The 23,338-nt window shown below is 56.6% G+C and carries 20 protein-coding genes; 15 read left to right on the top strand and 5 right to left on the bottom strand.

The window, feature by feature from the left end; all coding sequences use genetic code 11:
* The first annotated feature begins 607 nt into the window (after positions 1-607).
* The 6 genes from rpmH (at position 608) to ACF8YQ_RS18055 (ending at position 7,724) form a co-directional block, all read left to right on the top strand.
* Positions 608-742, top strand: a complete 135-nt coding sequence (rpmH, locus tag ACF8YQ_RS18080; RefSeq protein ID WP_008940054.1) for a 50S ribosomal protein L34 — start codon at positions 608-610, stop codon at positions 740-742.
* Positions 743-757: 15 nt separating this feature from the next.
* A complete protein-coding gene (rnpA, locus tag ACF8YQ_RS18075; protein WP_011787298.1) occupies positions 758-1,156 on the top strand; it encodes a ribonuclease P protein component in 399 nt (132 codons plus the stop codon).
* A complete protein-coding gene (yidD, locus tag ACF8YQ_RS18070) occupies positions 1,156-1,449 on the top strand; it encodes a membrane protein insertion efficiency factor YidD (protein WP_396622216.1) in 294 nt (97 codons plus the stop codon). The genes rnpA and yidD overlap by 1 nt, the downstream gene beginning before the upstream one ends.
* 4 nt (positions 1,450-1,453) lie before the next feature.
* Complete coding sequence (gene yidC, locus ACF8YQ_RS18065; RefSeq protein ID WP_396622215.1) at positions 1,454-3,157, top strand: membrane protein insertase YidC; 1,704 nt, start codon at positions 1,454-1,456, stop codon at positions 3,155-3,157.
* Between the two features lie 72 nt (positions 3,158-3,229).
* Positions 3,230-4,600: a tRNA uridine-5-carboxymethylaminomethyl(34) synthesis GTPase MnmE gene (mnmE, locus tag ACF8YQ_RS18060; protein WP_199452078.1), complete on the top strand. Its 1,371-nt coding sequence runs from the start codon at positions 3,230-3,232 to the stop codon at positions 4,598-4,600.
* An 817-nt stretch (positions 4,601-5,417) separates the two neighbouring features.
* Entirely contained in the window at positions 5,418-7,724 is a 2,307-nt protein-coding gene (locus ACF8YQ_RS18055) for a TOTE conflict system archaeo-eukaryotic primase domain-containing protein (protein WP_396622214.1), read from the top strand.
* Positions 7,725-7,766: 42 nt separating this feature from the next.
* Here ACF8YQ_RS18055 and ACF8YQ_RS18050 read toward each other — a convergent pair whose 3' ends face one another.
* The gene (locus ACF8YQ_RS18050; RefSeq protein ID WP_199452083.1) at positions 7,767-8,090 is read right to left on the bottom strand and encodes a HigA family addiction module antitoxin; all 324 of its coding nucleotides are present in this window, start codon (positions 8,088-8,090) and stop codon (positions 7,767-7,769) included.
* 14 nt (positions 8,091-8,104) lie between these two features.
* Complete coding sequence (locus ACF8YQ_RS18045; RefSeq protein WP_044628576.1) at positions 8,105-8,398, bottom strand: type II toxin-antitoxin system RelE/ParE family toxin; 294 nt, start codon at positions 8,396-8,398, stop codon at positions 8,105-8,107.
* A 357-nt stretch (positions 8,399-8,755) separates the two neighbouring features.
* On the opposite strand from ACF8YQ_RS18045, the gene ACF8YQ_RS18040 reads away from it, so the two are divergent.
* Together ACF8YQ_RS18040 and ACF8YQ_RS18035 are read left to right on the top strand one after the other, a co-directional pair.
* On the top strand, positions 8,756-9,415 hold the full coding sequence (locus ACF8YQ_RS18040; RefSeq protein WP_199452084.1) for a DUF2959 domain-containing protein: 660 nt from the start codon (positions 8,756-8,758) through the stop codon (positions 9,413-9,415).
* Between the two features lie 128 nt (positions 9,416-9,543).
* Positions 9,544-10,293, top strand: coding sequence for an ABC transporter substrate-binding protein (locus ACF8YQ_RS18035; protein WP_014423150.1), 750 nt, complete (start codon positions 9,544-9,546; stop codon positions 10,291-10,293).
* A 67-nt stretch (positions 10,294-10,360) separates the two neighbouring features.
* Here ACF8YQ_RS18035 and thpD read toward each other — a convergent pair whose 3' ends face one another.
* The gene (gene thpD / locus ACF8YQ_RS18030; RefSeq protein ID WP_011787293.1) at positions 10,361-11,296 is read right to left on the bottom strand and encodes an ectoine hydroxylase; all 936 of its coding nucleotides are present in this window, start codon (positions 11,294-11,296) and stop codon (positions 10,361-10,363) included.
* A gap of 195 nt (positions 11,297-11,491) precedes the next feature.
* The gene (locus ACF8YQ_RS18025) at positions 11,492-13,312 is read right to left on the bottom strand and encodes an acyl-CoA dehydrogenase C-terminal domain-containing protein (RefSeq protein WP_396622213.1); all 1,821 of its coding nucleotides are present in this window, start codon (positions 13,310-13,312) and stop codon (positions 11,492-11,494) included.
* Between the two features lie 301 nt (positions 13,313-13,613).
* On the opposite strand from ACF8YQ_RS18025, the gene ACF8YQ_RS18020 reads away from it, so the two are divergent.
* The 3 genes from ACF8YQ_RS18020 to ACF8YQ_RS18010 are packed head-to-tail and all read left to right on the top strand — an operon-like array spanning position 13,614 to position 18,403.
* Positions 13,614-14,135: a DUF3833 domain-containing protein gene (locus ACF8YQ_RS18020; protein WP_396623331.1), complete on the top strand. Its 522-nt coding sequence runs from the start codon at positions 13,614-13,616 to the stop codon at positions 14,133-14,135.
* Positions 14,136-14,158: 23 nt separating this feature from the next.
* The gene (locus ACF8YQ_RS18015) at positions 14,159-15,253 is read left to right on the top strand and encodes an efflux RND transporter periplasmic adaptor subunit (protein WP_396622212.1); all 1,095 of its coding nucleotides are present in this window, start codon (positions 14,159-14,161) and stop codon (positions 15,251-15,253) included.
* A 3-nt stretch (positions 15,254-15,256) separates the two neighbouring features.
* The gene (locus ACF8YQ_RS18010; RefSeq protein WP_396622211.1) at positions 15,257-18,403 is read left to right on the top strand and encodes an efflux RND transporter permease subunit; all 3,147 of its coding nucleotides are present in this window, start codon (positions 15,257-15,259) and stop codon (positions 18,401-18,403) included.
* 23 nt (positions 18,404-18,426) lie between these two features.
* On the opposite strand, the gene ACF8YQ_RS18005 is transcribed toward ACF8YQ_RS18010, so the two are convergent.
* A complete protein-coding gene (locus tag ACF8YQ_RS18005; RefSeq protein WP_226596985.1) occupies positions 18,427-18,591 on the bottom strand; it encodes a hypothetical protein in 165 nt (54 codons plus the stop codon).
* A 386-nt stretch (positions 18,592-18,977) separates the two neighbouring features.
* On the opposite strand from ACF8YQ_RS18005, the gene mnmG reads away from it, so the two are divergent.
* Genes mnmG through ACF8YQ_RS17985 form a run of 4 tightly spaced genes read left to right on the top strand, consistent with a single transcriptional unit; the run spans position 18,978 to position 23,264 of the window.
* Positions 18,978-20,864, top strand: a complete 1,887-nt coding sequence (gene mnmG, locus ACF8YQ_RS18000) for a tRNA uridine-5-carboxymethylaminomethyl(34) synthesis enzyme MnmG (RefSeq protein ID WP_396622210.1) — start codon at positions 18,978-18,980, stop codon at positions 20,862-20,864.
* A gap of 1 nt (position 20,865) precedes the next feature.
* On the top strand, positions 20,866-21,510 hold the full coding sequence (gene rsmG, locus ACF8YQ_RS17995; RefSeq protein WP_153739689.1) for a 16S rRNA (guanine(527)-N(7))-methyltransferase RsmG: 645 nt from the start codon (positions 20,866-20,868) through the stop codon (positions 21,508-21,510).
* Positions 21,511-21,533: 23 nt separating this feature from the next.
* Entirely contained in the window at positions 21,534-22,328 is a 795-nt protein-coding gene (locus ACF8YQ_RS17990) for a ParA family protein (RefSeq protein ID WP_396622209.1), read from the top strand.
* A gap of 60 nt (positions 22,329-22,388) precedes the next feature.
* Positions 22,389-23,264, top strand: a complete 876-nt coding sequence (locus tag ACF8YQ_RS17985) for a ParB/RepB/Spo0J family partition protein (protein ID WP_228224553.1) — start codon at positions 22,389-22,391, stop codon at positions 23,262-23,264.
* Positions 23,265-23,338 lie beyond the last annotated feature (74 nt).

Here is a 23,338-nt window from a genome sequence, read left to right as displayed (position 1 = left end):
CGTTAAACCAACGCCAACCGGTGCCTGAAGTGACCGGAGATTCTAACCTGCACGAGCCTTCAGTAAAAGGCCGGAAACCTTTGTCATAAACACCCTGTGGAAACTTTTCTTTATATTTTTCAGATTGTTTCAGACATATCTACAGCCTTGTGTACAGAAAATGTCTGAAAAAAAGTTATTCACAGAAGCTTGTGCAAACCCGGGGGTCAGTCCTGTGGGAAAGATCTTGACGGATACTTGCATAACTCGGTTCACCATCACCTATCCCACTTGTGCACAATCCGTGATGACGAAATCCACAGGGCTCACCGGTATCTGTCACAAGCTTTGTCATGGTGTTAATTTCATGATTACTAAGATGAAATTTCTCTTATCCACAGAAATCAAGGTGCCTAACAACAGTAATAAATATCTTTGAAAGAATTTTAAAAAGACCTTACAGATTCTATTAGTCGCCATGTCGGTTAGTACCCATGCCAGAATCTTGCCTGACCAAACCATAACCATTGAACTTGCACCCGTATTTGACTAGAATGCCGCTCCTGTTTTGGCTGTCTATTTTCCAGCCACTGATCAATGTCCATCGACGATTTGTGAGAACATCACCATGAAAAGAACATTCCAACCGAGCGTCCTGAAGCGCAAGCGCGTTCACGGTTTCCGTGCCCGTATGGCGACAGCCAATGGTCGCAAGGTACTGTCTCGTCGCCGTGCCAAGGGCCGTGCACGCCTGTCTGCGTAATCTGAAGCCTGCCTCATGAAGGCCTTGACGTTTCCGAAGTCTCACAGACTGTTGAAACCTTCGGATTACAGCAGGGTCTTCAATGACGTAACGCTGAAAGTTCCGCACAGGAATTTTCTGATCCTGGCCTCTGCCAACTCATTGGGACACGCCAGGGTCGGATTGATCTTCTCCAAGAAGAATCTTCGGCTCGCCGTTCAGAGAAACCGGATCAAGCGTCAGGTAAGGGAAACCTTCCGGCTCCAACCAGATCTGCCAGGCCTGGATATCATTGTGCTCGGCCGCCAGGGGCTGGATCGGCTGGATAACGATACGGTCCGTTCCTCACTGAATGATCTTTGGCATCGGGTAAAGAAAAAATACCGGCAGTCCACGCCTGATCAATCCGTCGGCAATCCCAGAGGTACGGAGTAATGCGTCAACTCCTGCTCTTGCCCATCCGGTTCTACCAGTATGCCATCAGTCCGATGATGGCCAGCCATTGCCGTCATTACCCTACCTGTTCACAATACGCCGTCGAGGCCATCCAACATCACGGACCTCTTAAAGGCGGTTACCTGGCAACAGCCCGGCTACTCAGGTGTCATCCCTGGGCAGAAGGCGGTTATGATCCGGTACCGGGAACGGAACTGAATATGGCGCCTCGCTCCGGCCAGGCCTGCAATCCGACAGAAAGCACTCATTCCACTACTCAGACCAGACACTAAGTTTATGGATATTCAACGCATCGTTTTGTTTGCCGGCCTCGCCATTGTCAGTTACCTGATGGTACTTGCCTGGAACGAGGATTATCACCAGCCTCAAACAGAACAGGTTGCCGAGGCGCAATCTCCCTCAGACAGCAGTGCTACCAACAGCACCGATGACATGATCCTGCCTGAGGATAACAACGCAGGCGGTGAAGAGTTTGCAACGCCGGAGACCGGCTCACTGGCGTCAACCTCCGCCAACAGCGATCAGGATCTGGCAGATCGTTTTATTACCGTGACCACGGATGTTTACGAGCTAAAGATCGACCGCGTAGGCGGTAATGTGGTTGACAGTTCCCTGTTGCAATACGACGAGTCTCTGGACAGCGAACAACCACTGAAACTGCTGATCAATACCAGTACCCGCACCTATCTTCTGGAAAGCGGCCTGATCGGTCGCGATGGCCCGGATGGCAGCCAGGCCGGTGAAGCTCCGGTATTTCAGGCAGAAACCGGCAGTTACCAGCTGGCGGAAGGGGAAGATGAACTTACCATCAACCTGGTGTACACCACTGACAGCGGTGTAGCCATCACCAAACGCTATCATCTGGCCCGCAACAGCTATCAGATTGATGTCAGCTACCTGATCGACAACCGTTCAGAAAGCCCATGGCAAGGTAACTTCACCGGCAAGATCGTGCGTGATCAGGCGCCGGATCCGACCTCGCAGGCCAGCATGGGAATCCGGGCTTATCTGGGCATGGTGATCAGTACCCCGGAAGATCCGTATGAGAAGTACGATTTCGAGGATCTGTCAGAGAAGCGCGTCAATCAGTCCGTCACCAATGGCTGGCTGGCCTTCCTGCAGCATTACTTCCTGACCGCATGGGTACCCGAGCGGGACCAGAAAGCCCAGTTCCAGACCACCCGACGGGGTGATCTCCATGTCATGGGCTTTGTTTATCCTGCCACGACGGTAGCACCGGGTGAGACCGCAGAAGTGGGCGCCACTGCTTATGTCGGTCCCAAGATCATTGATCGGCTGGAAGCTCTGGCTCCGAACCTGGATCGCACCGTTGATTTCGGCTGGCTGTTCTTCATTTCCCTGCCGCTGTTCTACATTCTTGAATGGTTCTATGGCCTCGTCGGTAACTGGGGTGTCGCTATCATCCTGCTGACGGTGTTGGTAAAAGCGGTGTTCTTCCACCTCTCCGCCACCAGCTATCGCTCCATGGCGAAAATGCGCGCGGTTGCTCCGCAACTGACCCGGCTGAAAGAGCTCTATGGCGACGATCGCCAGCGCATGTCCCAGGAAATGATGGCGCTGTACAAGCGCGAGAAAATCAATCCGCTCGGGGGCTGTCTGCCAATACTGGTGCAGATGCCGGTGTTCATCTCGCTTTACTGGGTACTGTTTGAAAGTGTCCAGTTGCGTCATGCGCCGTTCATGCTGTGGATTCAGGATCTGTCCCAGATGGACCCGTACTTCATCCTGCCGATACTGATGGGCGCCAGCATGTTCATCCAGATGAGCCTGAACCCGACGCCCCCGGACCCCATGCAGGCCAAGATCATGAAGCTGATGCCGCTGATCTTCACCGTGTTCTTCCTGTGGTTCCCGGCTGGTCTGGTTCTGTACTGGCTGGTGAACAACATTCTTTCGATCTCCCAGCAGTGGTACATTACCCGCAAGATCGAAGCGGAAACGGCAGGCAAGAAGTACTGATTCAACAGTGCTTCTGACCTGACAAAGGCTCCCTTGTGGAGCCTTTGTCATTTCTATTTCAGGAAAACCAAGATGCAGCCAGCGACTGACACCATTGCCGCCATCGCCACTGCCCCGGGCCAGGCCGGGGTGGGGATTGTCCGGGTGTCCGGACCCAGAGCCATGGCCATTGCCCGCACCATGCTGGGCTTTGAGCCAAAACCCCGGTACGCCCATTACGGCCCGTTCCGGGATCGTCAGGGAGAGCTGATTGATGAGGGAATCGGTCTGTACTTTCCCAACCCGCACTCCTTTACCGGCGAGGATGTGTTCGAGCTTCAGGGCCATGGGGGTACGGTGATCCTGGATATCCTGTTGCGGGAAGTCTGCAGCCTGGGCGCCCGGCTGGCCCGGCCCGGTGAATTTTCCGAAAGAGCGTTTCTCAATGACAAACTGGACCTGGCTCAGGCTGAGGCCATTGCCGATCTGATTGAAAGCAGCTCGGAACAGGCGGCCCGCTGCGCCGTGCGTTCCATGCAGGGGGTGTTCTCCAAACGTGTGGATAACCTGGTGGAGGCCATCACCCATCTGCGCATCTACGTGGAAGCGGCCATCGATTTTCCGGAGGAAGAGATCGATTTCCTGGCCGATGGCAAGGTTGCTTCTGACTTGCAGGGTCTGCTGGAGCAGGTGCAGCAGATTCTCGGTGAAGCCCAGCAAGGCACCATTCTGCGGGACGGCATGAAAGTGGTTATTGCTGGCCGGCCCAATGCCGGCAAATCCAGCCTGCTGAACGCCCTCGCGGGTCGGGAGGCTGCGATTGTCACCGCCATCGAGGGCACGACCCGGGATGTGTTGCGGGAACATATCCACATCGATGGTATGCCGCTGCACGTTATTGATACTGCCGGCCTGCGGGACAGCCCTGACGAAGTGGAACAGATTGGTATTGCCCGGGCCTGGGAAGAAATCCGACAGGCCGATCGTATTTTGCTGATGGTGGATGCCACCACCACCGACAAAACCGAGCCCCATGAAATCTGGCCGGATTTTATTGATCAACTGCCCAGGAGCGCGCCGGTGACGGTGATTCGTAACAAGGTGGATCTGTCTGGTGAACCGGTCGGCATCAGCGCAGAGCCCCATCAGACCGCTCCGGTGATTCGTCTGGCAGCAAAAGCCGCGGAGGGCCTGGAGGTCCTGCGGGAGCACCTGAAAGAATGCATCGGCTTTGCCAGCACCACCGAAGGTGGCTTCCTGGCCCGGCGTCGGCACCTGGATGCTCTGGAACGTGCCCGGGATTCCCTGCTACAGGGCCAGACCCAGCTCGAAGGTTACGGCGCCGGTGAATTGCTGGCCGAAGATCTGCGGGCCGCTCAGGATGCCCTGGGGGAAATCACCGGGCATCTGACCCCGGATGAGCTTCTGGGTAAGATATTCAGCAGTTTTTGCATCGGGAAGTGAAACGGCCAAAAAGATCGAAAAGCATTCAACAAAACAAAAATAAACGATTGTTTTAAAAAGAATTTTGCTCTATTTCTTTGCAAGCAATTTGATCCGTTTTGCCTCCTCTTGTTCCGTATGTGCTCCGAGTATAAGTTTTCGGAGCACTCGGAGCACAAAAGGAGCAAAACATGAAAATCACTATCCAGAAACGCGAACCAGACAAGAACGGCCACCGTGGCTTGCGGTTACCCATCCAGAAGTTGGGGGGATACGCCGAAAACTCTGCTGGAGAAAAGGCTGCATCAAGTTGTTGCCCGTGCATTAGACCTGATTGCAGAACATCGTATCCGAGCTGAAGAGCAGGAACGCAGACGCCTAGCATGGCACACAGCAAAAGACCGACACGACCGCCAGGTTGAGCTCCGAAAGCACGAACTGGAGCAACTCGAAAAATTGAAGGTTAGCGCCACTCAGTGGCTCGAAGCCGAACGTTTACGACAATATATCGATGCGGTAGAGCAGGCTGCGGTCAGGAATGGGGAGCTCAGCGAGGAGCTCAAGGACTGGATATGCTGGGCTCGGATCAAAGCAGACTGCATGGACCCGTTAATAGCAGTCTCAGATGCTATTCTGGATGGCCCGGAACCAAGGTTGCCGGGTTACTATTACTGACATTGGTAGTTTGCTAACGAGAAAACTCTGTCATTGGTTTTGCTGACTACGAAACTATATCTGATAGGATCAGCCAAAGATTGAAAAGCTTGGTCATCGTGCTTGACGGATTCAGGGGTAGGAGGCAAATATCAAAACAGAAGAAGAGCTTGCAGCCATCGCATTGAGGTTATCTGAGCTTGAAAAGGAAAAAGCGGTCCTACTTTCCCGTAGAAACGAGCTTCATCGAACTGCAAAACAATTCAAGTCAGTGCAATTGCCCCCCGATCAAAAGGCCGAGCTATTCCGGAGTTTCTTTCGCGGCAGACAGGATATCTATGCGGTCCGCTGGACGGGTTCCAGTGGCCGTTCCGGCTATGCCGTGGCCTGCGAAAATGAATGGGTTCCGAGCACCTGTAAGAAACCCCGGATCAAGTGCGGCGAGTGCCCGCACAAAAAATTCAAACCTCTGGATTTCGATGCAGTGTATGGCCACCTTTCTGGCAAACATGTCGCAGGGTTATACCCTTTGTTGCGGGACAGTTCCTGTTATCTGCTGGCTGTGGATTTTGATAAGGAGAACTGGCAGGCAGACGTTCTTGCGCTGGCCCAGGCTTGTCGTGATGAAGGTGTCCCTTATCTTGTAGAGATCTCCCGGTCCGGTGCGGGTGCCCACCTATGGATCTTCTTTTCGGACGCCGTTCCGGCCTGGTCCGCGAGGGCTTTTGGGTTCAAGCTGCTGGACAAAGCCATGGAATGCCACCCGAGCCTGTCCTTCGATTCTTATGACCGGCTATTCCCCAACCAGGATACGATGCCCGATGGTGGATTTGGCAATTTGATTGCCCTTCCGCTTCAGCATGAGGCGCGAAGTCGTGGGTGTACTGTATTCGTCGACGATAAGCTAACTCCGTATCCGGATCAGTGGGCGCTACTTAGTCAGCAAAAGACCGTTTCGCCGGCTCAGCTTCGAGATATGGTTGGAAATGAGCCTGATTCCGATGCGATAGCAGACGTTGCGTTGCCGTGGGAACACGCTTTACCGGTCGATACAGGGATAATTTCCGGATGTCCCGAGAACATCACGCTTACCCTGGCCAATCACATTTATATGAAGTTGTCAGATATACCAGGGACACTGGCGGCCCGAATAAAGCGCATGGCGAGCTTTGCCAATCCAGTATTTTTCAAAACCCAGGCACTTCGATTTTCAACTCATGGCATCCCTCGTTACATATCCTGTGCTCGGATTGAGCAAGGTTATATCTCGGTACCGAGAGGCTGTTTCGATGATCTTCAGGTATTGTTGCGCGAACAGGGAATAACGGTAGAAATCGATGACCGCAGAATGCCTGGCCAGTTGCTGCCGGAAGTCAGCCTGAAAGCAACGCTGCGTCGTGAACAGAAAAAGGCTGTGACGGCACTTGCCGATCACGATACCGGAATACTTCACGCTCCGACCGCTTTCGGGAAAACCGTAACCGCTATTGGCATTGTCGCCAAGCGGCAGGTAAACACGCTGATCCTAACTCACAGTCGTCAGTTATTGGATCAATGGAAGGAGCGCCTGGAGACCTTCATTGAGGGTGCATCCGTGGGTGTGATTGGTGGTGGCAAAAAGAAACCTACTGGTCAGATCGACGTTGCCACCTATCAAAGCCTGATCAACAAGAAAGATAATACGGTCTCAAGTAAAGTCCGGGAATACGGGCAGGTCATCATCGATGAATGCCATCACATTTCAGCTCCCCGTTATGAAATGCTGCTTAACGAAGTCAGCGCTCGATACGTTGTAGGCCTCACCGCAACGCCTGACCGTCAGGATGGCCACCAAAAAATCATGTTTATGGTTGCGGGGCCCGTTCGTCACAAAGTCAGGCCTGAACATGGGTCTAAGTTTGTCCAGCGTGTCATCGTTCGAGAACGTCATGAAACGCCACCGACGGACATTTTTCAGAATAATGGTGAACGACCACACATAGCATCGGTTTACCGTTGGCTCGCCCAGAGCACTGCGCGGAATCAGGATATTGTTCAGGATGTCTTACGCTGCGTGCAAAACGGGGCCAACTGTCTTTTGCTGACCGAACGACGAGAGCATGCCGAGACGCTGGCAACATTGTTGGAAGCTGAGTCGATATCGTCGGTTGTTTTGCGTGGCGGGATGCGAGTCAAGGAACGCCGGGCTGCCGAATCGCAACTACACGAAGCTCAGGTTATTGTTGCAACCGGAAAATACATTGGTGAAGGCTTTGACTTGCCCCGGCTGGACACTTTGTTTCTGGCCCTGCCCATAGCCTGGAAAGGAACACTGTCGCAGTATGCTGGCAGGATTCACCGGGATGCCGACGGCAAGCAGAAAGTCACTGTTTACGACTACCTGGACAACAGCCTGCCAATGCTTGAACGCATGTTCCGAAAGCGCGAGAAAGGTTATAAGGCGATGGGATACCAGTTTTTCCAATCCGATCAGCAAACCCGGCTGCTGTAACTTTCCAAAGAAAGGGGAAACATGGCTGAAACAAAAAGTGCTTCAGGCCTGCTTTAGTGGCAGCACATGAGGCTTTACACGTTTCACATTTTTCGCTTCCTGCTCATAGGCACGATGACGAACATCCCATAACTCAACGGCGTGCTGAATATTCAGCCAGAACTCCGGCGTATTCCCCAAAGCAGCTGCAAGCTTGATGGCCATAGGTGCTGTCAGCGTGCCTTTGTCATGCGCAATCCGACTGAGTGTATTTCTGTGCACACCCATTGCTTCGGCAAGTTCACTGATTTCGATGTTCATCGGCTCCAGAAACTCGGTGACCAGCATTTCGCCAACGGTCACTGGACGACGTTTTGTATTCCTCATTACCATAACCTCCTCTAGCCCTTGTATACATGCGGGTCTAGATATGTATCTTGGGCGGTGCCATCTTCCCAGCGAAAAATCAGGCGATACTGCTTGTTAACCCGAATGGAACACCATCCAGAAAGGTTTCCCTGCAAATGTTCAAAACGGTTACCCGGCGGAATCCTCAAGTCTGACTCCTGCGTCGCGGCATCCAGAATCTGAATCTTTCTGAACAGAGCGCCTTCAATAGTACTGGGTATTTTCTTGTGGCTTTGGTCTTCGTCGTAGAACGCCTCTAGCCATATATCCCTGAATTCAACCGCCATAGTTACCTGATCGCTTTTTAATCATTCTATGCACAATAACGTTGTGCGTCAAGTCCGTTCAAAATGAGAACAGATCCGTTTAGAAAACGATGTTACTATAATTTTGTTTGGCAGAAGGCGCTGAAAGAGCGATCTCAATGCACTGATTTCATAGAGATAAAAGCGTATACAAGGCTCCCAGTTTCCCACTTATCCCAGTTTAAACTGGGTCGTCAGGAGCCGATGAAGAGGAAATTTGCCAATAGTTACACTTTTTTTCGCAAATTTCTGCACTCCGATTGTGCTCCGAAAAATTTACAAGCTATTGTTTTTAAACGATTTGATATATTCTGTATCGGAAAATAACAAGGACTCACCATGACCAACTCTCTTACCCGCTCCACTTCCTGGCTTATGGCTCTGATGGCCGCTGTCCTGATGTCTGGCTGCAGTACCGTTTACTACAACGCCATGGAAAAACTGGGGTTTGAAAAACGCGATATTCTGGTCGACCGGGTGGGCGAAGCGCGGGATGCCCAGAGTGATGCACAGGAAACCTTCCGCTCATCCCTGGCACGGTTCCAGAGTGTGGTGGATACCCCGGATACCGAGCTCAAGACCAAATACGAAGAAGTCCGGGATGCCTATGAAGACAGTGAGGACGCTGCCGAGGAGGTACGTGACCGCATCGATGCGGTTGAAGATGTTTCCCAGGCTCTGTTTGAGGAATGGGAAGCCGAACTGGACCGGTATGAAAGCGCCTCCCTGCGCCGGAGCAGCGAGCAACAACTGCGGGAAACCCGCAGCCAGTATGACCAGCTGATTCGCCGGATGCATCAGGCCGAAGCGCGCATGGAGCCGGTGCTGCAGGCCTTTGAGGATCAGATGCTGTATCTGAAACACAACCTGAATGCCCAGGCTATCGGTGCGCTGGAAAATGAACTGGGCCGTATTCGCAGCGATGTGGATACCCTGATCCGCAACATGGAAGCCTCCATTGCCGAATCGGAAGCGTTTATCCAGCGTTTCCGGCAATAGCGGTTCCTTACGAAAACAAACAGTTTATCTGTAAAACAACGTTAAAAGCTCGGGTAAACTCCACTACTGTCTCATCGTGCCGCTGCCTGTGCAGCGGACCAAGTCATTCGTGGTAAAGGAGATAACCCGTGCGCAAGTTGGCCTCTCTGTTAGCTGCCACGCTGGTGTTTGCCGGCGTTTCTGTGCCCGCCCTGGGCTCAGACAAACTCTACATCTACACCGAGAACTTTCCTCCGTACAACATGAGTTCCACCGGCCGTGCCTTCGAGCATAACGGCGATGGCATTGATGGACTGTGCACCGAGATGGTGAAAGCGGTGCTGCAGGCGTCCGGGCTGGACTATGTCATCAAGCTCCGGAACTGGGATTACGGCTACAACCGGGCCCTGAACAAAAAGAACCATGGGATCTTCTGCACCACCTATACCGAAAGCCGGGCACCGCAGTTCAAGTGGGTAGGGCCATTGGCGAACAACCTGTGGACCATCTTTGCCCCGGCCGGCACCAACCTGCAGATCGACGATCTGGAAGATACCCGGGGTTTGCTGTATGCCGGCTATCGCGGTGACGTCATGACCGAATACCTGCTGGAGCGCGGCTATAAGGTCTCGGAGATGGAAAGCGACGATCTGAACCCGAAGCGCCTGGAACTGGGGCAGGTTGACCTCTGGATTGCGGACCAGCTGGCCGGGCCCTATTTTGCCTCCCAGCAGGATGTGGAAGGGCTGGTTCCGGTGTATTCGTTCAACAAGACCGAACTGTACCTGGCCATGAACATGGAAACGCCGGACGAGGTGATCCAGAAACTGAATCAGGGCCTGGAAACCATCAAGAACAACGGAATCTACGAGGCTATTGAGACCAAGTACGGCCTCTGATCAGAGCTTTGTTCCATTGCAAAAGGGGAAGCCACTGGCTTCCCCTTTTTCGTTATTGGGCCATCACTTAACCGGTGCGGCGCAGATCCGGTGAACGAACCGGGCGCAGGGCCTCGGTATGGCTGCGATTGCCCAGAAAGTCGGGCCGCGGTTTGTTGCCGCAGAATGGCTGTTCCAGACGGTTTTCCACACTGTTGTAGACGAAGAACAGATTGCTGCGGGGCCAGGGTGACATATTGGCATTGGAGGCATGCAACGTGTTGCACTCGAATATGATCAGAGAGCCCGCTGGCCCGGTAGGCGCCTGGATGCCGTACTGATCGGCCATCTTCTGCAGGTCCTGCTCGTTGGGGACCCCCAGCTCCTGTTTTTTCAGTGAGGACTGGTAGTTGTCCTCGGGCGTGCGGCCGACACAGGGCACAAACGTTTTGTGGGAGCCGGGAATCAGCATCAATGGGCCGTTGAATGGGGTGTTGTCGGTGAGGGCGATGGAAAAGCTGACGGCCCGCATTCGCGGCATACCGTCCTCGGCGTGCCAGGTCTCGAAATCCGAATGCCAGTCAAAGCCCTTGCCGTGGAAACCGGGTTTGAAATTGATGCGTGACTGGTGGATGTAGGCATCACTGCCCAGTAGCTGGTGCACCATATCCAGCAAGCGGGATTCCCGGGTCAGTCGGTCGAAGCGATCAGACAGTTCGTGGATCCCGAAAATAGAGCGGATTTCCTGCTTGCCCGGCTCAGTAATAGTGCCTTCGGAACGCAGGATGCTGTCGTCATTCTCATAGGCTCGCAGGTCGTCCCGGAAACGTTTGACCGTTTCCTGATCCAGAAAGTTGTTAAATACCAGAAAGCCGTCCCGTTCATACCGGGCCAGTTCAGTTTCGCTCAGCGGCCCATTGTGGCGGTCGGTTCCCTGGCTGTGGATAACCGGGTCCTTGCGCTCGAAACTCTCTGCCGGGCGCTCGAGGCGGGTGGGATAAAAGTCGTCAGTACGATTGTCCATTTTCGAACCTCCTTCTTTTATACGCGAGAATGGTGATGTCTCTAAAAGTCGTTAAACCTCAGTGCATTGTGAGAAAAGTGGTAAGGCAGGGGGAAAGTTGAGGTCGTATCAACGGGATTTCAACCCCGGTTTCCGGATGGTCATGAACAGGCAAAAATGTCCCGGGCAGAGCCCGGGACGGGAAAATACCGGAGGTTAACCGGTAAAGGCCATCTCTTCTGGTGCCACCTGCATGAGGTTGCGGGTCGGGCTAAGCATGCTGGTGGCGTGGGCCTGGGCCCGGGGCAGCAAGCGCTCATAATAGAACTCGGCGGTCGCCAGCTTGGTGCGGTAAAAGGCGTCAGATTCATCGCCGCCGTTTTCCAGTTTATCGCTGGCCACCGCCGCCTGGCGTAGCCACATGTACGCCATCGTCACGTAGCCGCTGTACATCAGGAAGTCGTTGGCGGCGGCGCTGACCACGTCGCGATCCTTGCGTGCTGCCAGCATCACGCGCACGGTCAGCAGGTTCCACTGGGCGGTCAGTTTCAGCAGCTCCACCGCCATCGGCCGCAGTTGTTTGTTGGTCAGGTGCTTGCGGGCAAAATTGGCCACCTTGAGGGTGAATTCCCGCACTGCTCCGCCCTGGGTCATCAGCAAGACCTTGCGCCCGAGCAGGTCCAGCGCCTGGATGCCGGTTGTACCTTCGTACAGGGTGGCAATACGGGTATCCCGGACAATCTGCTCCATACCGTGTTCGCGGATGTAGCCATGACCGCCGAACACCTGCATGCCCAGGTTGGTGGCCTCACAGCCCAGTTCGGTCAGGAATCCCTTAAGGATTGGCGTCAGGAAGCCGAGTTTGTCGTCATATTTCTCAACCTTGGCGGTATCGCCCGCGGTATGGGCTTCTACCATATGGTCCGCAATCTTGGCGGCGTAATAGAGCATGGAGCGGCCGCCTTCCGCGATGGCTTTCTGGGTCAGCAGCATACGCCGGACATCGGCATGGTGAATCAGGCTGTCTGCTACCTCATCAGGCTCTTTCTTGCCGGACAGCGCCCGCATGGAGCGGCGCTCCCTGGCGTAATCCAGAGCCCACTGATAGGACAGCTCGGCTGGGCCAACCCCCTGAATTGCCGTACCGATGCGGGCTGTGTTCATAAAGGTGAACATGCACTCCAGGCCCTGATTCTCCGGGCCGATCAGATAGCCGGTGGCGCCATCGAAATTCATTACACAGGTGGCTGAAGCCTTGATGCCCATTTTCTTCTCCAGCGCGCCGCAACTGACGGCGTTGCGCTCACCGACACCGCCCTGGGCATCGGGCAGGAACTTGGGCACGATAAACAGGCTGATGCCTTTGGTGCCTTTCGGGGCATCCGGCAGACGGGCCAGCACGATGTGAACGATGTTTTCGGTCAGATCGTGCTCACCTGAGGAGATGAAGATCTTGGTGCCTGTGAGTTTGTAGCTGCCGTCGGCCAGGGGTTCGGCCCGGGTTTTGACCTGGCCCAGGTCGGTGCCGCACTGGGGCTCGGTCAGGCACATGGTGCCGCCCCAGCGGCCTTCGGTCAGGGGCGTGAGATAGGTCTGTTGCTGCTGTTCATCGCCATGCAGAAAGATGGTATTCATGGCACCCAGGGACAGGCCCGGGTACATGGAAAAGGACCAGTTGGCGGTGCCCATCATTTCCTGCTTCAGCAGGCCCATGGAGGCCGGCAGGCCCTGGCCCCCGAATTCCTCCGGTGCCGACAGGCCCTGCCAGCCGCCCATCACATATTGCTCGTAGGCTTCTTTATAGCCCTTTGGCGTGGTCACTTCACCGTTTTCCAGGTGGCAACCTTCTTCGTCGCCGGACTGATACAGCGGGCTCAGAACCTCTTCGCAGAAGCGGCCGCATTCGCTCAGGATGGCGTCGACAATGTCGGGAGTGGCGTTCTCACCGGAGGCCAGTGTCTGGTAGTGCCGCGGGTAATCGAACACGTCGTTAAGCAGGAATTTCATGTCCCTCAGGGGCGCTTTATACACAGGCATAGCCAGTCCTCACATGCATTGATCATCCGGAATTGGTTGGGCCAGGAAGGCCACTGTGTGTGCAGTTGTACGGTATTCCCGGCGGGCTGCCATTGACGGAAAGCGCTGGTGCCGGTGTCAGAATGGACAATTGGCTGAAATGACGATTGTGCCCGGGGACTGATCGGGCAGGGCCATGTGACCGTAATCCAGTTAACGTTCTGTTGCCATCCGGTAGCCGCCAAGGAGTGTAAAAGTCATGCAAACGCAGCCTTTCCCCGGTCTTTTCCATGGTCTTCTAAGCGGTGGTCTTATACTGTTAATGACCCTGATGCTGGCAGGGTGTGCCGGGCCGAATCTGGAGGATTATCAGGGCCAGGCACCGGAGCTGGTGCCCTCGGAGTTTTTCCGGGGCGAACTTTCGGCCCGGGGGGTGGTCAAGGACTACGCCGGCCAGATTATCCGTACCTTCGACGCAGACATTGTGGCCAGTTGGGATGAAAACGGTGTCGGTACGCTGGATGAGGTGTTCCGTTTCAACGACGGCGAGGTCCAGACCCGGATCTGGACGCTGACACCGGACAACGGCAGCTATCACGCCAGCGCCGGCGACGTGGTGGAAGCCGGCACCATGCGCTGGCAGGGCAACGCCATACACATGAATTATGTCCTGCGGGTGGCATACGGCGATGGCACGATCGATGTCCGGATGGACGACTGGATGTACCTGGTTACTCCCGACACCCTGATCAACCAGACCACCATGAGCAAGTGGGGTGTCGATGTGGGTGAAGTGGTGTTGGTGATTCAGAAACATGAAAGCGGGGCTGTCCCGCAGAACTGAACTCGGAAAGGTTTGCGATACCCATGTGGAAGCAATGGCTGATTGCGGTGGTACTGGTTGCAGCGGGTGCCGGAAGTGCGGTGTTCTTTTTGGCGATGGATTCCTCGTCCACAGAACAGGCCGGTGAGGAGCCGAGGGCCAGCAAAGTCAGTGTAGTGGCGCCCAGATTGCAGCAGGTCAGGGATGAGATTCGTTCGGTGGCCAACCTCAAGGCACTGAATGCCGTGGAACTGACCACCGAAGTCACCGGTCGGGTGGTGCAGATCAACCTCGAACCCGGACAGAAAGTATCTCAGGGCGATGTCCTGTTACGTCTCGACGATCGTCAGGCCCGTGCCGATCTCCAGGTGATTGAAGCCCAGCTGGCCGATGCCAGGCGGCAACTGGAGCGGGCCCAGCGTTTGCGCTCCAACAATAGCGTGTCCCAGTCCCAGGTGGATGAACTGGTCACCGCCGTGAGTGTGGCTGAAGCCCAGCGACAGGCTGCCCGGGTGCGGCTGGAAAACCATCGCATTGAAGCGCCGTTCTCCGGTGTGGTGGGCCTGAGCGACATCAGCGTGGGGGCATATCTGCAAGCGGGCACCACCATTACCACGCTGGACACCACCGATCGAATGGAAATGGGTTTTGCGGTTCCGGAACGTTTTGTCGGCCAGGTTCGGGTAGGCCAATCGGTGATTGCCTCCTCGCCGGCATTCCCAGACGAGGTCTTCCGGGGAGAGCTGGTGGAACTCGCCACCCGCATCAGCGAATTGAGCCGAACCCTGTCGGTGCGAGCCATTATCGATAATCCGGACGGTCGTCTGCGGCCGGGCCAGTTCATGTCGGCGTCACTGACCCTGCAGGAACGGGAAGGGCTGGTGATTCCGGAGCAGGCAGTGATGATTCGTGGCGACGACAAGTATGTGTTTGTTGCCGAAGACGGCGTGGCACGCCGGGTATCGGTGGCGACCGGTTCGCGCATGCCCGGTCTGGTGGAAATTACCTCCGGCCTGACCCTGGACGACGCCGTAGTGGTAACCGGGCAGGATCGCCTGAGCACCGGCGACCGCATTGAAGTACAGAGTAACGACCAGGCGATTCCGGAAAACCGGTTTGCCCGGACCGTGGAGTCCTGATCCATGGTGCTGTCCGATGTCTCCATCAAACGCCCGGTGTTTGCCACCGTTCTGAGCCTGCTGATTGTCGTATTCGGCGTGGCTGCCTTGCTGGGCTTGCCGGTTCGGGAATATCCGGATATTGATCCGCCGGTGGTTTCGGTGTCCACCGATTACACCGGCGCTGCGGCAGAAGTGGTCGACACCCAGATTACCCAGGTGATTGAAGGGGCCATCAGTGGCATTGAAGGCATTCGCTCCATCGAATCCTCAACCGAACAGGGTGAATCCCGAACCTCCATAGAATTTGATACCTCCCGGGATGTAGACATTGCCGCCAACGACGTACGCGATGCGGTGTCCCGGGTTCTGAACCAGTTGCCGGATGAGGCCGATCCCCCGGTGGTTCAAAAAGCCGATTCCGATGCCCGGCCAATGATGTGGATAACTCTGATCAGTGACGTCTGGGACAGTGCCGAACTCAGTGACTTTGCCGATCGGGTTCTGGCCGACCGGTTATCGGTTCTGGACGGTGTTGCCGATGTCCGGATTGGCGGTGAACGCCGTTACGCCATCCGGGTCTGGCTCGACCGCACCCGCCTGGCGGCCCGCAACATAACCGTTGCTGAGGTGGAGCAGGCACTGCGGCAGAACAACGTGGAGTTACCGGCCGGTTCAGTGGACTCCTCCACCCGCAACTTTACCGTGCGCGCGGAAGGGCGGTTGTCCAATGTCGAGGATTTCCGCAATCTGGTGATCCGCCGGGATGGCAACGACCTGTTGCGCCTGGGCGAGGTTGCCAATGTTCAGGTCGGGGTGGAATCGGATGTTGGTCGTTTGCGGGCCAATGGCGAAACCGCTATCGGGATGGGGGTAATCCGCCAGTCCAAGGCCAACACGGTAGCGGTGTCGGATGCGGTGAAGGCGGAGCTGGTGAAGATTCGCGAGACCTTGCCGCCGGAAGTGCGTATTGCCGAGAGCTATGACGAATCGGTGTTTATCCGGGCTTCGATCAAAGAGGTTCTGACCACGCTGGCGATTGCGGTATCGCTGGTGATACTGGTTATCTTCCTGTTCCTGCGCTCCTGGCGCGCAACCCTGATTCCGGCGGTCACTATTCCGGTGGCAGTGATCGGTGCGTTTATCGGCCTGGGTTTCCTAGGCTTTTCCATCAACGTGCTGACCCTGCTGGCCATCATTCTGGCCATCGGCCTGGTGGTGGACGATGCCATTGTCATGCTGGAGAACATCCAGCGTCGCATTGATGAAGGCGAACCACCGTTGCTGGCGGCCTACCGGGGCGCCAAGCAGGTGGCTTTCGCGGTGATCGCCACCACGCTGACACTGGTGGCGGTGTTTGTGCCCATCTCGTTCATGGGCGGCAACGTGGGCCGGTTGTTTGCGGAATTCGGCTTCACTCTCGCGGCTGCCGTGGTGGTCTCCAGCCTGGTTGCCCTGACCCTGGCGCCGATGCTCTGTTCCAAGTGGCTCAGGCACAGTCCCGAAAGTGCCGAGGGGCATCGGCTCTGGGCCTTCAGTGAACGCATCCTGAATGGCCTGACGAATGGCTACCAGAGAATGCTTCGCTTCTCCCTTAACCAGCCGGGGTTGTTGCTCGGGCTCGGTATCGTCGGGCTGATCGTGGCGGTGGTGATTTTTCCCCGGTTGCCCCAGGAACTGGCCCCGACTGAAGACCGCGGCGTAATCATCATGCCCGTCAGCGCACCCCGGGGTTCGACGGTTGAATTCACCGATCACTTTGTCAAACAGGCCGAAGAGCGACTGTTGCCCTACCTGGATGACGGTATCGCCGAGCGTTTCCTGTCCATCGTCGGATTCCGGGATGAAGAAGACAATGCCTTCATGATCATGGGGTTGGTGCCCTGGGAACAGCGGGAGATCAAGCAGCAGCAGGTCACCACCGAGATTCGCGACAAGCTGTCTGACATTTCCGGGGTGCGGATCAGTGTCATTAACCCGCCGGGGCTGGGCCAGCGCGGCTTCAATCAGCCAGTGGAGTTTGTCATTGCCGGCCCCGACTACGAGTCGGTGCAGGCCTGGAGTGAGGAGATCGTTGAACGGGCAAAGGAAAACCCGAATCTGCTGAATGTCGACACAGATTTTGAGCTGACCCGGCCGGAACTGAAGGTCAACATTGACCGCGACCGGGCAGCGGATCTGGATATCACCATCGAAGACGTAGGCCTCACCCTGCAGACCATGCTCGCTTCCCGGCAGGTAACCACCTATCTGGATCGGGGCCGGGAATACGACGTCATTATCCAGGCGGACGATGCCGACCGGGCCACGCCCGGTGATATGGAGCAGATCTTCCTGCGGCCTCGGGCAGGTGGGGAACTGATTCCGCTCAAGGCTCTGGTATCTGTGGAAGAGATCGGGGCCAATCCGGATCTGCGCCGGATTGACCGGCTGCCGGCGGTGGTGGTGAGTGCGTCCCTGGCCGAGGGCTATGACCTGGGTTCAGCGCTGACCTACCTGAATAACCTGGCTGTGGATAACCTGCCGCCGGAGGCCCGGCTCAGTTACAAGGGCCTGTCCCAGGAATTCCAGGATTCCTCGGCGGCCATCTACCTGACCTTCGGGCTGGCGTTTATTATCGTGTTCCTGGTGCTGGCGGCCCAGTTCGAGAGCTGGATCCACCCGCTGATTATCATGCTGTCGGTGCCGCTGGCGGTGACCGGTGCGCTGATCGCGCTGGCCTGGTCGGGCATCAGTCTGAACATCTACAGCCAGATTGGCATCATCATGCTGCTGGGACTGATGGCCAAGAACGGAATTTTGATCGTGGAATTTGCCAACCAGCTTCGGGACAAGGGCTACGAGGTGAAAGAAGCCATTCTGGAAGGCGCTAGCCTGCGCTTCCGGCCGGTACTGATGACCACCATATCTACGGTGTTCGGGGCGGTTCCGCTGGTGATTGCCACTGGTGCCGGGGCCGAGAGCCGGGCGGCTATCGGCATGGTGATCCTGGGTGGCCTGATTTTCGCCACCACCCTGACTCTGTTCATTATCCCGGTCTTGTACAACCTTCTGGCCCGCTTTGCGAAATCCTCGAACGCGGTGGAGCAGGAGCTGGAACGCCTGGCAGCGGGCCCATCCGGCGGTAGCAGTTCGGCGGCGGTGCCACAGCGCAAGGCGGACGATTTCTGAACCCTACCGGCTGAATCCCGGCATCAAAGGGTGTCCGGGAACAGAACCTGACCGTCCAGGACCTCATTCGGGTGGATATCCACGCAGAAGATCCGGTGGCCCTGGGCCTGACGACAGCGCTGGCGAGCCTGCGTGGAAACTGGCCCTTTGTTGGTGCACTTGCGTTCAGGGGTACCGGTTTTTTGCACCGTATATAGGCATTCGGTAAAAACGCTGTGGATAATTACTGGGATAATTTGCGAATAATGCCAGAGTAATTTAATTAAATTTATATTTAACAAACAGTTACCGATGTTTTCGGCTGTAATTGAAGGCATCAATTGTGTGGATAACTTTTTGAAAACTTTTTTGAACAATGTATGACAAGGCTATGAAATCCTGAAACTTTCGGAATTTCCTTATCCTGTACGAACCCTGTCAGAGAGCCGCGTCGCACTGATATTCGGCCAAGGCCAGCCGACAGGGTTTTTATTCACCTCGTTGCTGGTTAAAATTTGCACATTCTGACTGCAATTTCCCGGGCGAGGCGTTATACTCGCCGCCCTGTTTTTTTCCCCGATTTCCGAGGTGTAGTGTGGAGTTTCCGACCCGTTTCGATGTCATTGTCATTGGTGGTGGCCATGCCGGTACTGAAGCCGCCCTGGCGGCTGCGCGCATGGGTTCGCAAACCCTGCTGCTGACTCACAACATTGAGACTCTGGGGCAGATGTCCTGTAACCCGGCCATCGGTGGCATTGGCAAGAGCCACCTGGTGAAGGAAATCGACGCCCTGGGCGGCGCCATGGCCCGGGCCACCGACCAGGCTGGCATCCAGTTCCGGGTGCTGAACAGCCGTAAAGGCCCGGCGGTGCGCGCTACCCGCGCTCAGGCGGACCGGATTCTGTACAAAGCCGCCATTCGCCATATGCTGGAAAACCAGCCTAATCTGACCCTGTTCCAGCAGGCGGCCGATGACCTGATTGTGGAAAACGACCAGGTGGTCGGCGTGGTGACCCAGACCGGCATCCGCTTTAACGCCAAGACCGTGGTCCTGACCACCGGTACCTTCCTGGGTGGGGTTATCCACATCGGTATGCAGAATCACGCCGGTGGTCGCGCCGGTGATGCGCCGGCCAATGCCCTGGCCAAGCGCCTGCGGGAACTGCCGTTCAACGTCGGCCGCCTGAAAACCGGAACACCGCCGCGCATTGATGCCCGCACCGTGGATTTCTCCGCGATGCAGCAGCAGTGGGGAGACGACCCGACCCCGGTGATGTCGTTTATCGGCAGCCGCGATGAGCACCCGGAGCAGATCTGCTGCTACGTGACCCGCACCACCGAAGAAACCCACGACATTATCCGCAGTGGTTTTGACCGCTCGCCCATGTTCGCCGGTAACATCGAAGGCGTGGGTCCGCGCTATTGCCCGTCCATCGAGGACAAGGTCAACCGTTTTGCCGATAAAGACTCGCACCAGATTTTTGTGGAGCCCGAAGGCCTGACCACCAACGAGCTGTACCCGAATGGTATTTCCACCAGCCTGCCTTTTGATATCCAGCTCAAGGCCGTGCGTTCCATTCCCGGTTTCGAGAACGCCCACATCCTGCGCCCGGGCTATGCCATCGAGTATGACTACCTGAACCCGCAGGACCTGCGCCACACCCTGGAAACCAAGTTTATCCAGGGCCTGTACTTTGCCGGCCAGATCAACGGCACCACCGGTTACGAAGAAGCCGGTGCCCAGGGCTTGCTGGCGGGCATCAACGCCTCGCTGCGGGCCCAGGACAAGGAAGAGTGGTACCCGCGCCGGGATGAGGCCTATCTGGGCGTACTGGTGGACGACCTGATCACCATGGGCACCCAGGAGCCCTACCGCATGTTCACCAGCCGTGCCGAATACCGGCTGATCCTGCGGGAAGACAACGCCGACCTGCGCCTGACCGAAACCGGCCGTAAGCTGGGCCTGGTGGACGACGAGCGCTGGCAGAAGTTCAGCGACAAGTGCGAAGGCATTGCCAAAGAGCGTAGCCGCCTGGAAAGCACCCGCATCCACCCGAACACCGAGGCCGGCGAGCGTGCCAACAGCTACCTGAAGCAGCCGATGACCCGGGACCAGTCCCTGGCTGAGCTGCTGCGTCGGCCCGAAATTGTCTACGACCACATCGCCGAGATCGGGGCCGAGCGGGCGGAGGACCCGAACGTGGCCGACCAGGTGGAAATCGAGATCAAGTACGAAGGCTACATTTCCCGCCAGGCGGATGAGATCGAGCGCCTGCGCAAGAACGAGAACACCGCATTGCCGCTGGATCTGGATTACGACGTCATCGGTGGCCTGTCCAACGAGATCAAGCAGAAGCTCAAGGACGTGCGCCCGGAAACGGTGGCTCAGGCGTCCCGTATCCAGGGTGTGACCCCGGCGGCGGTCAGCCAGATTCTGGTGCATCTGAAAAAGCGCGACCTGTTGAAAAAGCAGAGCGCCTGAGATGAGTTATCCACAGTGGCCCGGCCAGCTTCGGGACGGCCTCGCGGCCATGAACCTGTCTTTGTCCGACAGCCAGCAGCAACAGTTGCTGGCTTTTCTGGCTCTGCTGAACAAGTGGAACAAGGCCTACAACCTGACCGCCGTGCGGGATGAGCGGGTCATGGTCTCCCGCCAGTTGCTGGACAGTCTGAGCATCCTGCCCTGGGTGACCACAGACCATTTGCTGGATGTGGGCGCCGGCGGCGGCCTGCCTGGTATTCCGCTGGCCATTGTGTTCCCGGAAAAACGCTTTACCCTGCTGGACAGCAACGGCAAGAAAACCCGATTCCTGAATCAGTGTGTGCTTGAGCTCGGGCTGGACAACGTTGAAGTTATCCACGGCCGGGCGGAAGACTGCCAGCCCGATCAGCCCTTCTCCCAGATCAGCAGCCGGGCCTTTACCGCGCTGGAAAACCTGGTGACCTGGTGTGGCGGTCTGCTCGCGAATGACGGCGAGTTCCTTGCCATGAAAGGCCAGTATCCGGATGATGAAGTAGCTGCCCTTCCGGCGGACTGGCAGGTAGAATCCAGCCATTCCCTGACCGTCCCCGGAGCCGACGGTGAACGGCATTTACTGATCGTCGCCCGGGCTGAACGACACCGGTAACCCTCAACAGCAGGAGGCAAAGCATGGCGCGCGTGATTGCAGTGACCAATCAGAAAGGCGGTGTGGGCAAAACCACCACCTGCGTCAATCTTGCCGCGTCTCTGGCGGCCACCAAGCGCCGGGTGCTGCTGGTGGATATGGATCCCCAGGGCAATGCCACCATGGGCAGCGGTGTGGATAAAAATTCCCTGGAGCTGTCCGGATACGATGTGCTGACCAAACGGGCTACTCCGGCGGACGTGATCGCCCACGCCGAAGCCTCCGGTTTTGATCTGCTGCCCGCCAACGGTGACCTGACCGCCGCCGAAGTGGAGCTGATGAACGAGATTGGCCGGGAACACCGGTTACGGCTGACCCTCAACACCGTTCGGGAAAACTACGACTACATCCTGATTGATTGCCCGCCTTCGCTCAGTCTGCTGACCGTGAATGCCCTGTCCGCTGCGGATTCGGTACTGATCCCGATGCAGTGTGAGTATTATGCCCTGGAAGGGCTGGCGGCACTGATGAACACCGTCCAGCAGATTCAGGAAACGGTCAATCCCAATCTGGAGATTGAGGGTATCCTGCGCACCATGTACGACCCCCGCAACAGTCTGACTCTGGATGTCTCCGGTCAGCTCAGTGAATATTTCGGTGACAAGGTTTACCGGGCGGTGATTCCCCGTAACGTCCGGCTGGCAGAAGCGCCCAGCTACGGCATGCCGGCACTCAAGTATGATCGGGTGTCCAAAGGTGCGGTGGCTTATCTGGCGCTGGCTGGCGAGATGGTACGCCGGCACGGATCGAAAAAGACATCGCCCGCGGTTGCGGTGTAACATAGACCGCCGTCAGGCAACCATGCACCCACTATTTCAACAGGAAGAATGACAACTACCATGGCGGCGAAGAAGCGAGGCTTGGGCGAACGGGGACTGGGGGCACTGCTCCAGGGCTCGAAGGTGAATCTCAATCAGGAGACCAGTGATCACGATGGTGAACTGCGTGAGATCCCGGTCGACCTGATCCAGCGTGGTCGTTATCAGCCGCGCCGGGATATGGACCCCGCCGCTCTGCAGGAACTGGCAGACTCCATTCGTCAGCAGGGCGTGATGCAGCCGGTCGTGGTGCGTCCGGTTTCGGAAGGCCGTTATGAACTGATTGCCGGTGAGCGCCGCTGGCGTGCCACCCAGATGGCAGAACTGGACCGTATTCCTGCCATTATCCGCGATGTCCCGGATGAAGCCGCCATTGCGATGGCGCTGATCGAGAACATCCAGCGCGAAAACCTGAACCCCATTGAAGAAGCCTTCGCCCTGCAGCGCCTGCAGGACGAGTTCGGCCTGACCCAGGCCCAGGTGGCCGAGGCGGTGGGCAAGTCCCGAACGACGATCACCAACCTGTTACGGTTGATCGGCCTGACCGAAGACGTAAGGGTAATGCTGGAGCATGGTGATCTGGAAATGGGTCACGGTCGTGCCATGCTCACCCTGCCACCGGAGCAGCAGATGCAGGTGGCCCGTCAGGTGGTCGCCAAATCGCTTTCGGTACGCCAGACTGAAGCCCTGGTGCGCCGGGTTCAGCAGGAAAAACCGGAAGACAAAGACAACACCAAGCCGGCTCTTGATCCGAACATCCGGGCCTTGCAGGACGATCTGTCTGACCGGCTCGGTGCCCGGGTGGCGATCAATCATGGTAAACGCGGCAAAGGCAAGCTGGTGATTGAGTACAGTTCACTGGACGAGCTTGACGGCATTCTGGGCCACATCCGTTAGTCGGCCCGATAAAACCTGAAAATCATCCTAAAGTCCCGTCTGGTGCCGGAAACACCACATGTGGTTGTGGCGAT

It is taken from the genome of Marinobacter sp. W-8, assembly GCF_044342215.1.
GTDB classification, from domain to species: Bacteria; Pseudomonadota; Gammaproteobacteria; order Pseudomonadales; family Oleiphilaceae; genus Marinobacter; species Marinobacter nauticus.
The sequence above is the reverse complement of the archived record's forward strand: the minus strand, read 5'-3'. Positions and strand labels throughout refer to the sequence as shown.

Excerpts from the sequence above, each read along its gene's own strand:
- rpmH (WP_008940054.1), top strand. The coding sequence starts at position 608 with ATGAAAAGAACATTCCAACCGAGCGTCCTGAAGCGCAAGCGCGTTCAC.
- rnpA (WP_011787298.1), top strand. The coding sequence starts at position 758 with ATGAAGGCCTTGACGTTTCCGAAGTCTCACAGACTGTTGAAACCTTCG.
- yidD (WP_396622216.1), top strand. The coding sequence starts at position 1,156 with ATGCGTCAACTCCTGCTCTTGCCCATCCGGTTCTACCAGTATGCCATC.
- yidC (WP_396622215.1), top strand. The coding sequence starts at position 1,454 with ATGGATATTCAACGCATCGTTTTGTTTGCCGGCCTCGCCATTGTCAGT.
- mnmE (WP_199452078.1), top strand. The coding sequence starts at position 3,230 with ATGCAGCCAGCGACTGACACCATTGCCGCCATCGCCACTGCCCCGGGC.
- ACF8YQ_RS18050 (WP_199452083.1), bottom strand. The coding sequence starts at position 8,090 with ATGAGGAATACAAAACGTCGTCCAGTGACCGTTGGCGAAATGCTGGTC.
- ACF8YQ_RS18045 (WP_044628576.1), bottom strand. The coding sequence starts at position 8,398 with ATGGCGGTTGAATTCAGGGATATATGGCTAGAGGCGTTCTACGACGAA.
- ACF8YQ_RS18040 (WP_199452084.1), top strand. The coding sequence starts at position 8,756 with ATGACCAACTCTCTTACCCGCTCCACTTCCTGGCTTATGGCTCTGATG.
- thpD (WP_011787293.1), bottom strand. The coding sequence starts at position 11,296 with ATGGACAATCGTACTGACGACTTTTATCCCACCCGCCTCGAGCGCCCG.
- ACF8YQ_RS18025 (WP_396622213.1), bottom strand. The coding sequence starts at position 13,312 with ATGCCTGTGTATAAAGCGCCCCTGAGGGACATGAAATTCCTGCTTAAC.
- ACF8YQ_RS18020 (WP_396623331.1), top strand. The coding sequence starts at position 13,614 with ATGACCCTGATGCTGGCAGGGTGTGCCGGGCCGAATCTGGAGGATTAT.
- ACF8YQ_RS18015 (WP_396622212.1), top strand. The coding sequence starts at position 14,159 with ATGTGGAAGCAATGGCTGATTGCGGTGGTACTGGTTGCAGCGGGTGCC.
- ACF8YQ_RS18010 (WP_396622211.1), top strand. The coding sequence starts at position 15,257 with ATGGTGCTGTCCGATGTCTCCATCAAACGCCCGGTGTTTGCCACCGTT.
- rsmG (WP_153739689.1), top strand. The coding sequence starts at position 20,866 with ATGAGTTATCCACAGTGGCCCGGCCAGCTTCGGGACGGCCTCGCGGCC.
- ACF8YQ_RS17990 (WP_396622209.1), top strand. The coding sequence starts at position 21,534 with ATGGCGCGCGTGATTGCAGTGACCAATCAGAAAGGCGGTGTGGGCAAA.
- ACF8YQ_RS17985 (WP_228224553.1), top strand. The coding sequence starts at position 22,389 with ATGGCGGCGAAGAAGCGAGGCTTGGGCGAACGGGGACTGGGGGCACTG.